Source organism: Edwardsiella tarda ATCC 15947 = NBRC 105688, assembly GCF_003113495.2.
Lineage (GTDB): Bacteria > Pseudomonadota > Gammaproteobacteria > Enterobacterales > Enterobacteriaceae > Edwardsiella > Edwardsiella tarda.
Window position 1 is genome coordinate 1,259,149 of record NZ_CP084506.1, and the last position, 13,043, is coordinate 1,272,191.

Here is a 13,043-nt window from a genome sequence, read left to right on the forward strand (position 1 = left end):
CTGTGCTCGTCTAGCAAGAGGGAAGCGGCGCGGGGGGGAGGGCTGGCTTTTCTGATGGTAGGCCACACGTTTGATAAGCGTGAGCGGGAGGAGCAGCGTCAAGTCGCATAGGGATAATGCCAAGGTCGAACGCTTAATAGGGCCAATAACGTCAGCCACGAAAAATACGACCAAGCCGGTGATACCGCCCCTGCTTTGGCAGGAAAGATAACCATGGTAATGGCTATGGCATTGGTAACAATAAGCCCAATGCAGATAAGCATGAAATATAGGGGGCGAAGCGTAAACATATCGGGCGGCTAAGCGCGTCGATGAATGGCAGGGGGCCTCCCGCCTTAAGCGTCACTGCGTTATTAAACTTGGTGATAAGGTCTCGGTTAATAATAGCGCCGATAAAGTAGGCTCTAAGCCGAGGCGCATGGCGAGATAGCCAGAGCATCACTCCGTATGGTGTAAGGGTTGTTCCTATTAAATAAGGGCCGACTGTATTGCAAACCAAGATGAGCTATCGCTTCAGCCCTAGATAAGGCGTAATGGTGCCAAGAGTGAATGGAGTAGCGCGCGTAGGGTGAGGCATAGTCCTGCCGTATATGTCCCATGTATATCCTCGTCGCTGGCCGCCTGGCTAGATCTCGCGTTGGCTTATGGGGTGGATGACTCAAGCCGGTGAGCCTGCCATCGCGCCGGCGATGGCAAGCGTGAACGGGGTGGGTGACCCGGTTGGCGACCCGTTAGCGCTAGGTTTACTCGCCGGGTGTGGCGTTTGTCCCCTTGGGCTCCTCGGGGGTGTTCGGCGTGGCGTCGAGCGCCGTGCTGCGGCTATCGCGGCTGCTGGTGGGCTGGGCATCGTCCCAGGCCTCGGCCAGATCGGCGATGCGTTGCGCCATGCCGCGGAAGATAAACAGATGCGCTGGCATCATCGCAAACCAATACAGCAACCCGGCGAAGCCTGCGGGGTGCCACCAGGCGCGGACATCCAGTGAGCGTAAGCCGTTATGCTCGTCGAGGGTAAAGGTCAGGCGCCCGAGCCCAGGCGCCTTCATGCCGAACAACAGCGTCAGTTGGCGCTCTTCCTTCAGGGTGATCACCTTCCAACCGTCGATCTGGTCGCCGAGTTGCAGGGTGGGGCGTGCCGGGCGGCCATAATGGACACGATTACCGGTGAGATCATCCAGGCGGGCGCGGATCTGCCACAGCAGGTTGGCGAAGAAATACCCCTGATCGCCGCCTATCTGCTGCACCACATGCCATAGCGCCTGGCGTGAGGCTCGGGTGGTGAGGCGACACCCCGCCTGTTTCGGATAGAAGCCGTAGCCTGGCCGCCAGCGGGCCAGCGCCTGGGCGTCGTAGCCCCAATCGGCGGAGTCGATCACCTGTTGCTCATGCGCCAAGGTATCCGTTAACGCCTGATCGAAGCCGATCAGCGTCTGCGGGATCAAGTGGGCGATCGCCCGGTCGTCAGCCGGGAGATCGTGCTTGAGTCCTTCGATCAGGGCGCGGGCGATACTGGTCGGCACCGAGGTGATCAGATGCAGGAAATAGACCGAGATCAAGCGGGTAGGGATCGGCAACGGGATCACCCAACGCCGCTTGCCGCTGACGCGGATAAAGCGCTCGAACATGGTCTGGTAGCTGATGTATTCGGGGCCTGCGACCTCGAACACCCGGTTGTCGCCGTCCGGCAGATCCGCCAGCGCGCAGAGGTAGGTCAACAGGTTCTCCAGCGCGATGGGCGCGCTTTTGGATCGCACCCAGAGCGGCGGCGTCAGGATCGCCAGGTTATAGACCATGTCACGCATCACCTCGAAGGCAGCTGATCCGGGGCCGATGACGATCCCCGAGCGAACCTCGGTGACCGGTACGCCGCTGGTGCGTAAGATATCGCCGGTCTCACGCCGTGCGGCCAGATGACGCGAGGGATCGTCGGGCGGCTGCAATGCCCCGAGGAAGATCACCTGCTGGACGCGTGAGATGCTCAAGGCCCGGCTGAAGTTCTGCGCCGCCTGGAGTTCGGCGCGCACGAAGTCATCGCCGTCTCCCATGGCATGCACCAGATAGTAGACCAGATCGATGCCATCTAACGCCGCCGTCAGGGTCTGCGGCTGGTAGAGATCGACATACTGACACTCGACGCCGGGCCAGTTACGCTCTTGCAGCCAGCGAATACGGCGCGCGGCGGCACGCACATGATGCCCCTGGGCACACAGTTGGGGGATCAGATGTTGGCCGATGTAGCCGCTGGCGCCTAATACCAGAATACGCAATCCGCGCATGCACACCTCTCTGGGAATCGATTAGCCGTAAGGGGTTGGGGCCGGGGCCGCGCCGCTCGTCGGGCGATATTCCTGACGGAAGGTGCGCCACAGGGCGATCAACCGTTCTAGATCGGTTCGGCTGACATCCAGATGCGTGACCAGGCGGGTGGTGGCCGCCGCGCTGATCAGGATGCCGTGGCGCTGCATCCAGGGGCCGAGTGCGGCGGCCTCGTCGGCGGGCATGCACACGAACAGCATGTTGGTCTGGGCGCCGGGCGGCAGCAGCGTCAGCCCTAACTCCTGCACGGCCTGTGCCAGCCAGGCGGCGTTAGCGTGGTCGTCGCGTAGGCGTTCGACGTTGTGCTGCAGGGCGTAGCGCCCGGCCTCGGCCAGGATACCGGCTTGGCGCATGGCACCCCCGGTCATCTTACGCCAGCGCCGCGCCTGGCGAATGAAGGCCTCGTCGGCGCACAATAGCGATCCGACCGGTGCGCCCAACCCCTTAGAGAGGCAGAGGGTCAGGGTGTCGCAGTATTGGGTCAAGGTGGTCAGCGGCACCTCCAGCGCTACCGCCGCATTCATGATGCGCGCGCCGTCGATATGCAACGCCAGCCCCTTCTCGCGGCTGAATGCCCAGGCCTGCGCCAGATACGCCAGCGGCAGCACCTTACCGTTATGGGTGTTCTCCAGACTCAACAGGCGGCTACGGGCGAAGTGGATGTCGTCGGGCTTGATCACGCTCGCCACCTGCGACAAGGGGAGGGTACCATCCTCGGCGGCATCGATAGGTTGCGGTTGAATGCTGCCCAACACCGCCGCGCCGCCCGCCTCATACATGTAGTTATGGGCCTTCTGCCCGACGATATACTCGTCACCGCGCTGGCAATGGGTCAGCAGTGCCACTAGGTTGGCCTGCGTACCGCTGGGCAGAAACAGCGCCGCTGGCTTGCCGCTGAGCTCGGCAGCCTCTTGCTCCAGGCGGTTGACGCTGGGATCGTCGCCATAGACGTCATCGCCGACGTCGGCGCGTGACATAGCCAGGCGCATGGCCTCGCTGGGACGGGTTACGGTATCGCTACGTAGATCGAGCATCGGGCACTCCTTGGTCGGCTAAATCCATTGAGAAAACTCTGTTGTATCATGCCGACCGATGGGCTGCCAAAGGAAAAGCAAGGGGGCGACGCGATCGATTGCGTGCACCGATTAGCGATAGCTGAGTAGAAATATCCCGCGGGCGCTCACATCGCCGGGAATGAGTGGCTCACCGCTGCGCGCGTAGTAGAGATGGAGCGGCAGATCGACACTACCACTGTCGGGGATGGTACCATCGTAGCCCTCCTCCCCACTCCAGCGTACCGCCTGCTCCGGCTGTCGATCCGCCAAGGTGACGATAAACCCGACGCCGCGCGAGGCGCTGAGTAGCTGGGGGAGATCGTTGGGATGTCGGCCAAGAAAGTGGAGGGTGAACCCCTCGGCCACGCCGGGAGTACAGCGAATGGCGAGTTGTACGCTCTCTGCGCCCTGAGTCAAGGGTTCACCGACCTCGAGCCGCTTGAGGCGCGCGATGTCGACCGGTGGCATCTGCACCGTCAGATCGCGTTGCTGTGGGGCGCAGGTACCGGCGTGGATCTCGGCGGCGACATAGATGGCGCCGCTTTGCAGTGGTTGCGTACTGTCGCCGTGCAACGGTTCGAGATACCAGCGCAGCAGCGGGCGGGTCGGGTCGAGGCGCCCGGTCTGATGGCGGGTGCCGATGGCGAACAGCGAGAGGGTCAGATTGGGATCGTCTGGGGTGGTCTCGCGGGTGTCCAATGCGATACCGATGCCCGGCAACGCGCTAAAGAAGCGGTAGTGCCGCGCCGTTGGCGATCCGGGGATCGGTAGGCCGACGCGCTCCCAACGCAGACGGGTGTGTTGGCACGCTGGCGCACAGGTGAGGGGCAGGGTGAGGCGCTGTTCCGCCAGGGTTTCGTTGGGGGCCAGGCTAAAGCGTGGCGTCACGCCGCCAAACTGCACCAAGCTGGGTAGCTCCGCCAGGGCACACAGGCTAAAGAGCAACCCGATGCCAGTGCCGCATAACAGGCCGATCCGCTCTCGATTCATCCGCGTTTCTCCTCACATTCTAGGCTGAGCTGTTGCAGGCCCGTGCCGCTAAACTGATAGTCAGCCTGGCAACGAGGGTGATGGTTCCACTGCGCCTCGATATGCCCCTGGGGCGGCAGTCCAGACAGGTATACCTGCCCTTCGTCCCCCACCAAACCATGGATGACGCCATTGGCATGTGTGACCTGTACCTGCGCGCCCAACGGCAGAGCTTGGCCCCGTTGCCGCAGGGTGATCAGGGCGCGATAGCCGGCGCTGACGTTAAAGCGCAGCGGGATCAGGGCGCCGCGAGCCGGGAGCACGCGCTTATCCGTCTCGCCCGCCTCGGTGTCGTCGCGGAAGCGGTTGACGTCCAGCGCGACGTTGTTGATCTGGTAAGGCGTCAGGTTGGGCAGCAGGGCATAACCATGCAAGTCGGTCTGTAGCGAGCCGCCGCTCTTCACCGGCACACCGGCCACGCCTTGGGCGTCGATCAGGGCGGTGCCGGCATTGAGCGAGAGGGTCCGCGAGAGCGTCAGGCCGCCGGGGTGTAGCGCGAAGCCGCCGAGTAAGCCATAACTGAGCATATCGCCGTGGCGATAGTGGTTGTAGTTGGCGGTCAGTTGCCCCTGCCCGGCGCTCCACATCAGGTTGGCGCTCTGCGAACGTGACTGCCCATCCTGGCTCCAGCTGTTGGCCAGCCCCCAATTCAGCCGCCCGTCGGCGGCGCTGCCGGAGAGGCTGGTCTGATTCGACAGGCGACCGTTGAGCCGCGTGGTAGTGTTGCCGAGGCTCAGCGGGGCGCCACCGAGCAGGTTGGCAAGCGGCAGCGACAGGCCTAAGGAGATCAGCGTGTCGTGGGCTTGTCGCGGCGCTTCGCTGTAGCTGAGGGCGAGGTTGACGTTAAGTGGACCGAGGCTGTTGCTCCAGTAGGCCGTCCAACTGCTGCCCGCGCTCGCCTGCCGCCAATAGGCCTCCTGGCTGCCGGAGAGCGATACCTGCCCCAGACTGGCCAGCGACTGGGAGAGCTGGAGCGAGACGCGCCGCTTGACCCGCAGCGCGGCGGCGTCGTGCCAAAAGGGTGCGTCGTCGAGGCTATCCGCCAGGGTATAGAACCCTTGGCTGGCGTAGTGGGACCAGGAGAAATTAAGCGCGGTGCCGCTGTTAAAACCACGGGCGTAGGCCAGGCGGTAGGCGTAACCCGTATGGCGCTGGGGCGCACCGAGCCGGGTATCCATCGGCTGGCTATCGGCATAGCTGGCATCCACGGCGAGCGCCCCGAGGAGGGCGTCGTATTTGCCCGCGCCGAGCTGTGCCGAACGATAGCGGCCGCTAAGCAGCAATCCGCCGTACAGCGTACTCTCCCAGGGCAGACCGTAGGCCGCACTGGCACTGGCGAAAAGCGGCTGCTGGCGTTGCCGGTAGCCATTGTAGCGCCCGCTGGCCAGGCTGTACTTCAGCCGTCCATTGCGTTGGAGCAGCGGCAGCGTGGCGGCGGTCTGGGTATAACGACGTTCGCTGCCGTCGGCCTCACGGATAGTCACCTCCAGATCGCCCCCGTTGTAGGCCACCAGATCGCTGAACTCGAATGGCCCAGGCGGCACATTTTGCTGGTAGATCACTTGGCCGGACTGGCGCACCGTCACCTGCGCCTGCGAGGCGGCGATGCCCCGAATGCGCGGGGCATACTCGGTGAGCGCGGGCCAGAGCATGCCGTCGTCCGACTCCAGCTTGACGCCGATAAACGGAAAGGCATCGAAGAACTCGCTGCTGGTGGCCGTCTCCCCCAGGGTGAACTCGCCCCCTTGGCCAGCACCATAGCTGTGTTGCAGGTAGCTGCGTAACACCTGGAAACGCCCACCCTCCTGGCCGTAACGGTAGTTGCTGGCGTTATACAACCGCCAGCCGCCCAGATTGACGAGCGCGTCCGTACCGAGAAACAGCGTATGCTCGCCCTGCGCGTGTGCCACCAGTAGCCCCTGTTTGCTGCCGTTGAGGCTGTAGTTGGCCTGGAGCGCCGGCGTGCCCTGCTGCCACTGCTCCGGTGTGGTGCGTAGCCAATCGCTGTGCAGCAGATAGGCCTGCGGCACGGTGAGACGATACGCCATCTGGCTCAAGTCGACGGCTTCGTGCAGGTTACTGTCGCCCGCGGCCAGAAAGGCGTGGCAGGGGGCGTCGGCGTCGGGAGGATGCGGCAGGGCGATGCCCCAACGCAACAGCTGTTCGGTGCTGAGGCAGGGCGAGAGTAAGCCGGGATGCTGTTCGGTGGAGACAAAGTGCAGGGTACTCTCTTCGATGCGTTGATCGTTGATCCAGACGCTAACCCGGTAGTCGCCCGGCATCTGGCCGCCCTTGACGGCGAAATAGGAGAGGTCCGTCTCACGCGCCGCCTCGCCGTCAACCAGGGTAAGAAAGTGTGGGTTAAAGCGTAGCGTCTCGCTGGCGTCGGCGGGAACGCTCGCCAATATCAGCAGCCCCAGCCAGACTGGCGATCGGCGCCGCAGGGGCGTAACGGTGGGGACTCGCCTACTCCGCATGCGTCGAACGATCCGCCGAAGGAAGGGGGACGATGGTATAGCGGGTAGAGCGACCACCGTAGTCGCCGATCACCTGGTAGCTGATCTCGCGGGCCTGACCGCGATGGGCGATCGTCAGCTCGCCATAAGGCGCCAGCATAAAGTCTTGCCCCTTGCCCTGAGCCTCGCGCCGATCGATCTGGGTCGCGTTGAGCGTGAGGTAGTAGGGTGACGGGTTGTGTAGGGTCACGCCACGCGGATCTGGGTAGGCGCGTATCTGGCTGTAGGCGGCCTTCACCGCCTGGTTATCGACGATGGCCGCCGGGCGGTAGAACAGTTTGATGCGGGTGTTAATGGCGAAGCTGACGTTGCCGTGCGTATCGCCCTGGCTGGACGGCGTGGGCTCCGCCGTCGGCGGGATCGCCAGGACGTTTAAGTAGAAGAGTGACTCACGGTCGGCGGGCAGCGCAGCGGTATTGAGTGCATTGATGCGCAACTGCACCTCGTTGCCGGCATCGAGACGGTAGAGGGGCGGGGTGACGACAAACGCTGGGCTCTTCTGCTGGCTTTCCGCCTCCGCCACCCAGCCGCGCAGCAACCACACATCATGCTGCGAGCTATTATTGACGCCGAGCGCGATGCTGCTCTTATCACCGGGGTAGACCACCCGGGTCTGCGCGAGGGAGAGTCCGCCGGCGGCCAGGGCGGATGGCCCGCCACTCAGCGCCAGGCTCATGATGAGGATTGTTGTCAGACGATTCATGGTTCATCTCGTCCCCGGCGCGGCGCGCCAGGGAACATGGGTTAGAAGTAGGTGAAGCTATAGGTGAAGGTGGCGCTCAGTGCGGGGGTAACCGCTGACGTTTCCGTGTCCTCTGGCGACGTCTCGCCTTCTGGTGTGCTGCCGATTAACGCACGGACGGAGGGCGTGGAGCTGAGTGCGTGGGCGCTACGCTGAATATTGACCGTAATATCGAAGGTGGCGGTTTCGCTGCTGGATTCGAAGATCGGCCCCTGAGACTGGGCCGCCCCGTTCTGGAACACGATCGACTCGCCGGTTGCAACGGGGCTCTTCTTCTCGCCGTCACTCGCCGTGTTGGGCCGGTACCAGCTACCGCTGGCGGCATCGGGTTGCGTGACGATCTGGTAATAGATCCCCGCGCGGTCGTCGCCGTCAAAGGCGTTGTGGTTGGCATCGCCCTGATAGGGTTTCCCCTGGATGGCAATCTGTACCGGCGTCCCCTGGCAATGCGTCAGGGTAAAGGTAAAGGGCAAGCTGGTGAGAACCTCATCGGTGCTCGCTCCCGTGAGGGCTCGGGAGTTAATCACGAAATTACCCGTGTTTTCGGAGATGGCTAAATCACAGGTATTGTCGATGATATACCCGTTGATGGTGATGGTTCCGCTGCCATTGGTGATGGTACCGCCCGCGGCGAATACCTGATGACTGGCGAGTATCAACGCTAGGCTCAGGCCAGCTCGTTGCAAGTAATTACGCATTATTATTCCCTTCTCTATAGTTTTATTCGTTATCCATTCCATAAATCAACCCGCGGCGATAATCGTTCCTGATGGGGTGGCCCTCACGCTGATGATGTTGAGCGCGCCGGGAGGCAATTGATTACTCGCTTGGAATAAGTAGTTTTATTTTATACCGTTAGCTTGGCTGATCAGCCAGCCTATAGGGCTGACTTACCCTTATTTTCAGAGCGATTGCAGTCCGGGGCATGTTCCATCGCCGCCGATTACCTTAGGTTATTGTCTTTCATATTTATAATTTTATGATCGCTATTTTTTGTTCGTTGCCATTATCTAGAAGAGATAATATTAAATTTATAAATAGGTGAACTCATAGGTAAAACTAGTGGTAATCTCATCTAGATCAGAAATGGGTGTGTAATTATGCTCACCCAATGTTTTAACAATCACCATATTGATAGTAAATCGTTCGATCTCTGTGAGGGGGGTAAACAATAGCGCCGCTCTCTGGGCGGTATTGTAATTACGTAGGGGAATGCCACCGTTTTCGTTTATTACTAACGATTTGGTCTGCGATCTCTCGATACCTTGCCATTGTTCTTGATTGATATTGTTAGCAAATAAGAATAATCGATATATAAGTGAATCGATTTTGTCAAAAGAATACGAGTAATCCTGGCTGTTTGACATTTTTAACATGAATACAACCGGCATATTGGCACATTGTGCGAGAGTAAAGGTGAAGGGGAGCGTGGCTAATACATCATTCAATACCGCGGTCTGTACCTGACTCTGGCTGAGGGTAAACTCAGCGCTGTTCTTATCGACTGAGACGGCGCAGCTGCTGTTAATCAGATGGCCGGTAACATTGATGGTGCCGCTACCGCCGGGTACGGGTATGCCGGAAAGCAGGGATCTCTCTACGCTAGAGGCGGAGGATGGCGCCGCCCCCCACGCCGCCGTAGCGCTTAATCCCATGGCCAGGGCAATCGCACCGACCCCCACCCACCCCCGATGATTCCGCTGATCTGCCATAAGCTCCCACTTGAACATATTAATAGTTAATCGATTACCATCATCGCCCTAGCGCTCTGCCGTTTCCGTCGGTACGCGACTAGGATGCGATAATATAAGACAATTATCTCAGATAAGATTATTTATACTGTTACATCCTTTGCTGTCAGACGCCATTCTTGATCTATCGCCAGGTTGAATTTTCAGAGAAAGTGTCGAGGTCGAGGCCTTAATGATAAATGGTTTTTCTGTTTTAAATTGGTGGTATTGCTTTGAAATATATTTCTGTCCGACGTAATGCGTGGGTGCGGTTCAGGTGATGGCAGGACGATGAATAGTATTAAAGCAGCTAGATAATACTAAGATAAATCGACTGCACTCATTTCTTACTGATGGCAAATATGACGCGGTATAACCATTCACATACGTTATGTTCTATTAATGGCTCTATTTATACTAATATCGGCCATAATGACCGTCATTGTTGCTATTGGGCCTTGGCTGGCGACAAGGTGGCTATACTCAAATCATCGCTGGCTTATCGCCAGGCATAAAAATAAACATCATTTCTCGACTCAATAAATTGGAATACAACTGGGGCACCCGACTGGAGCCGGGTGTGCACGCGTGTCGTGAGCAACAAGGCAAGGAAAGATTAATGATGAGTGACTAAATAAAACGAAGGAAAAAGTATGTGTGAACATGACCGATTATCTCCCCCTCCCTCAGCGCGGGTTGGATCGGCGAAAACCCCGCGTGGCGCGTTTATCGATTTCCTGTTTTTCTTGAACATGTTGTCGTGGTTTGCCATTGGCACCGCATCCTGGCTGGGGATCGCCTTATCGCTATTTTGCTTTGTGTTATCAGGTATTACGGTGAAGAGTAGCCCGGTTGAATATCGGGCAAAACATATCGCGTTGCTCTTGCTGTCGCTGGTCTTCCTCTGTGCATCGATCACGGCACCGGGCATTCATCAGGTGATCTGGGGGTAATGATGGCTGATACAAATAATGGTGAGACGCATGCCGGATTTTATCCGATGTCGGCATTGCTGGCGCTGAGCGTATTGCGCATCGCGGGCTCGTGGAACTGGATTAATGGCGCCTTTTTCGGTGCCGATGCTAAGTCTTCGCTCGCCTGGTTATCGGGCAGTGGTCTGGTTGAGCGTATCGGCGGGGCGGGCGGGTTTGCGGCCAAGGCGATGTATCCATGGGTCGGGGACATTATCACGCAGGATATCGCGACGCATCCCGCGTTTTGGGCCTTTTTTATTTTCCTGGCCTATGCGGTTCCAGGGATAAGCCTGTGCCTAGGGTTATTTACGCGGGTCGGTGGATTGGTGGCGATATTGGCCTCGCTGATGAACCTGCTTGCTGCCGCGGGGAATGGGGCGGATACGATTGGTCAGAATGTGCTGCTGTTGCTGATTGGCGCCCTCTGTATGTTGACCGGTGCCGGACGCGCCTATGGGATCGATGGGTGGCTACTGGCGCATTATTCGGCCAGGTGGCTGCGCATTGTCGCCTGATCGCCTGGCATTCAGCCCTATACGCGCGGCTTGGCAGGCCGCGGCCTCTTTTTCAGCGCCCAGTGTGGACGCTTATTGGTTCACGCCTCTCTGGATAGGGGAGGCGGATTTGACGTGGCGGATTGATGCGCTAATACGCCCGCGTTAGTAGTAAAAGAAATAATAGATAATACGAGCGTTCAGCTCACGTGGGGCCGTCTCTAATTTATGGTGGTTATGATGCGAGATTCTGAGGATAAAGTTTACTGTCGCAGTATCACTGTGTGCGCTGAACGCATAGCCACGCTTTTCGTTTTCGGAGACAGACGCCGGAAAAATTAGATTTCCATAGGAGATTCTACCGAGGTGCTCCTTGCTAGTCGCCGTTTCATGGTAGTACGTATACCAGGTTCCCTGCGAGCCCGTGCTCTCGGCGACGATCTGGTAATGAAGGAAGGGGACCTGGTCAAAGGCATTGAACTCTCCCGAGGGTTTTCCCCGGATAACGCTGGGTTGTCCGCCGCTTAGGGCGACGCGTACCGGGGTATCTTGGCAATGCAGTAGGGTAAAGCTGAAGGGGATCTCTTGCACAAGGAGTCCTTTGAGATCCCGTAGTTGTTGACTGGTGAGGGTGAACGCGATAGTGGGATCATTCACGACGAGGCCGCAGCTATTATTCATGATCTCCCCATGGAGGGTCACGCTACCGTTGCCATTTCTGATCGCCTCACCGTGCGCTGCCCTGGCGCTAGCGGGCATCAATGCGTAGACGATGAGGGTCAAACATAATCCTAAATAATATTTTATTGTCATGATATTAGAGTCGGTAGCAAATTAGGTGCGTCGATGAGCCGTTCTCGGAATTCAGCCTTATGGTGCTGTCGTCTAATTAAAGCGAATTGATCTTAATAATATTAATTTTGTGAGTATTACATGGTCGCGAGGCATCGGCCACGACCTAGGCAGGTCACGGCCTCTTTTTCAGAGCCAGTGCGAAATGAAGAGGGGGAAATACGACGTGGGTGAGTCCATCGCCGTATTATGCGCCTCCCGGTAGGGGAGGCGCATGGCGAGAGACCGGCACAAGTGGGCGCGGATAGCGGCGCGGGGGGACGCGGCGCCCCTTATAGATCTCGCCTTGCCCGCGCGCAGGGGATACATGCTGGCCTGCGTGCTCGGTTAGGCCAGCTCGACGTCCCCGTTGAGTTGGCAGCAACAGGCCAGCACGTAGCCCTGAGCGATCTCCTCGGGGGTCAGCGTCTGGGTGCTACCGGCCTGATAGTCGCCCCGTAGGATGCGGGTCTTACAGCTGCCGCAGACACCAGCGCGGCAGGCCGCCTGTACCGGTAGCCGGTTTTGCTCCATCGCGCTGAGTAGCGTGCTGCCGACGGCGGCGCGGTAGTTGCCGGGGTGTGAGCAGGAGAGGATGCGCAGCGTGCCGCCGAGCGGGGTGCTCGCCGCCTCCGGTTGGAAGCGCTCCAGATGGATCTGTTGCGCTGGGACGTTTAATTCGCTCAGCAGCGTCTGCGCGTGGCGCATGTAGGGCGCCGGGCCGCAAATCATCACCGTGCGGGCGGCTAAGTCGGCGACCTGGCCCAGTACCGCCTGATTCAGGCGACCCGAGAGGATCGCGCCGCTGGCGTCGTCTTCGGCCAGCAGGATCAGTTGTAGGCGAGGATGGGCGGCGGCCAGGCGGTGCCACTCCTCGGCAAAGATGATATCGCGCGGACTACGTACCGCGTAGATCACCGCGATATCGCTGGCCGGGCGGTGTACCAAGAGCCAGCGAGTCATGGCGATGATCGGTGTCACCCCACAGCCGGCGGCCAGCATCAGGTAGGCGTCGGCCCCCGGTTGCGGGCAGGTGAATTCCCCCTGAGCCGGGGAGAGCCACAGGTAGTCGCCGGGTTTTACCTGGTGGGTGAGCCAGCCAGAGCCGATGCCGTCGGCAATGCGCCGTACCGTGAGGGTGATGAAGGGGCTAAGGCCCGGCGTGGAGGAGAGGGTATAGGCGCGCAGCGTCTCGGCGTCACCGCCGATGCTGACCAGGGCATATTGCCCCGGCTGGTACGGGTAAAAGTCGGGGCAGATGAGGTTCAAGGTCCAGACGTCGGGGGTTTCTTGGCGTAGTGAATGGACTTGCATCCGATGCGGACATTGCGGAGTGGGCATAGTCATGATGGTGAATTC

At 59.5% G+C, this 13,043-nt stretch carries 11 protein-coding genes; 2 read left to right on the top strand and 9 right to left on the bottom strand.

Features of this window, described 5'->3' with window-relative positions; genetic code table 11:
* Positions 1-743: 743 nt before the first annotated feature.
* From DCL27_RS05845 to DCL27_RS05875, 7 genes are all read right to left on the bottom strand, one after another.
* Positions 744-2,273 (bottom strand): DUF2867 domain-containing protein, encoded by a 1,530-nt coding sequence (locus DCL27_RS05845; RefSeq protein WP_035598117.1) that lies wholly within the window; start codon positions 2,271-2,273, stop codon positions 744-746.
* 21 nt (positions 2,274-2,294) lie between these two features.
* On the bottom strand, positions 2,295-3,347 hold the full coding sequence (ltaE, locus tag DCL27_RS05850) for a low-specificity L-threonine aldolase (protein WP_005287681.1): 1,053 nt from the start codon (positions 3,345-3,347) through the stop codon (positions 2,295-2,297).
* A gap of 111 nt (positions 3,348-3,458) precedes the next feature.
* Positions 3,459-4,358, bottom strand: a complete 900-nt coding sequence (locus DCL27_RS05855; protein ID WP_035598115.1) for a fimbrial protein — start codon at positions 4,356-4,358, stop codon at positions 3,459-3,461.
* Positions 4,355-6,802 carry a fimbria/pilus outer membrane usher protein gene (locus DCL27_RS05860; protein WP_170114862.1) on the bottom strand — a complete coding sequence of 816 codons (2,448 nt, stop codon included), beginning with the start codon at positions 6,800-6,802 and terminating at the stop codon, positions 4,355-4,357. The genes DCL27_RS05855 and DCL27_RS05860 overlap by 4 nt, the downstream gene beginning before the upstream one ends.
* Positions 6,803-6,863: 61 nt before the next feature.
* The gene (locus DCL27_RS05865; protein ID WP_035600777.1) at positions 6,864-7,616 is read right to left on the bottom strand and encodes a fimbrial biogenesis chaperone; all 753 of its coding nucleotides are present in this window, start codon (positions 7,614-7,616) and stop codon (positions 6,864-6,866) included.
* 41 nt (positions 7,617-7,657) lie between these two features.
* The gene (locus tag DCL27_RS05870) at positions 7,658-8,353 is read right to left on the bottom strand and encodes a hypothetical protein (protein ID WP_035600773.1); all 696 of its coding nucleotides are present in this window, start codon (positions 8,351-8,353) and stop codon (positions 7,658-7,660) included.
* A 333-nt stretch (positions 8,354-8,686) separates the two neighbouring features.
* Positions 8,687-9,367, bottom strand: a complete 681-nt coding sequence (locus DCL27_RS05875) for a fimbrial protein (protein ID WP_165798003.1) — start codon at positions 9,365-9,367, stop codon at positions 8,687-8,689.
* Positions 9,368-10,038: 671 nt separating this feature from the next.
* Here DCL27_RS05875 and DCL27_RS05880 point away from each other — a divergent pair.
* Together DCL27_RS05880 and DCL27_RS05885 are read left to right on the top strand one after the other, a co-directional pair.
* Positions 10,039-10,338 (top strand): hypothetical protein, encoded by a 300-nt coding sequence (locus DCL27_RS05880; RefSeq protein ID WP_005296915.1) that lies wholly within the window; start codon positions 10,039-10,041, stop codon positions 10,336-10,338.
* Positions 10,338-10,874, top strand: a complete 537-nt coding sequence (locus DCL27_RS05885; RefSeq protein WP_035599172.1) for a TQO small subunit DoxD — start codon at positions 10,338-10,340, stop codon at positions 10,872-10,874. The genes DCL27_RS05880 and DCL27_RS05885 overlap by 1 nt, the downstream gene beginning before the upstream one ends.
* Before the next feature lie 144 nt (positions 10,875-11,018).
* Here the strand turns inward: DCL27_RS05885 and DCL27_RS05890 are convergent, their stop codons facing one another.
* Both DCL27_RS05890 and hcr read right to left on the bottom strand, forming a co-directional pair.
* Complete coding sequence (locus DCL27_RS05890) at positions 11,019-11,636, bottom strand: type 1 fimbrial protein (RefSeq protein WP_223931149.1); 618 nt, start codon at positions 11,634-11,636, stop codon at positions 11,019-11,021.
* Between the two features lie 396 nt (positions 11,637-12,032).
* The gene (gene hcr / locus DCL27_RS05895) at positions 12,033-13,031 is read right to left on the bottom strand and encodes an NADH oxidoreductase (protein WP_035599179.1); all 999 of its coding nucleotides are present in this window, start codon (positions 13,029-13,031) and stop codon (positions 12,033-12,035) included.
* Between the last annotated feature and the right edge of the window lie 12 nt (positions 13,032-13,043).

Bases quoted from the DNA above. Each gene is read 5' to 3' on its own strand.
- DCL27_RS05855 (WP_035598115.1), bottom strand. From the start codon at position 4,358: ATGAATCGAGAGCGGATCGGCCTGTTATGCGGCACTGGCATCGGGTTG.
- hcr (WP_035599179.1), bottom strand. From the start codon at position 13,031: ATGACTATGCCCACTCCGCAATGTCCGCATCGGATGCAAGTCCATTCA.
- DCL27_RS05870 (WP_035600773.1), bottom strand. From the start codon at position 8,353: ATGCGTAATTACTTGCAACGAGCTGGCCTGAGCCTAGCGTTGATACTC.
- DCL27_RS05885 (WP_035599172.1), top strand. From the start codon at position 10,338: ATGATGGCTGATACAAATAATGGTGAGACGCATGCCGGATTTTATCCG.
- DCL27_RS05845 (WP_035598117.1), bottom strand. From the start codon at position 2,273: ATGCGCGGATTGCGTATTCTGGTATTAGGCGCCAGCGGCTACATCGGC.
- DCL27_RS05880 (WP_005296915.1), top strand. From the start codon at position 10,039: ATGTGTGAACATGACCGATTATCTCCCCCTCCCTCAGCGCGGGTTGGA.
- ltaE (WP_005287681.1), bottom strand. From the start codon at position 3,347: ATGCTCGATCTACGTAGCGATACCGTAACCCGTCCCAGCGAGGCCATG.
- DCL27_RS05875 (WP_165798003.1), bottom strand. From the start codon at position 9,367: ATGGCAGATCAGCGGAATCATCGGGGGTGGGTGGGGGTCGGTGCGATT.
- DCL27_RS05865 (WP_035600777.1), bottom strand. From the start codon at position 7,616: ATGAATCGTCTGACAACAATCCTCATCATGAGCCTGGCGCTGAGTGGC.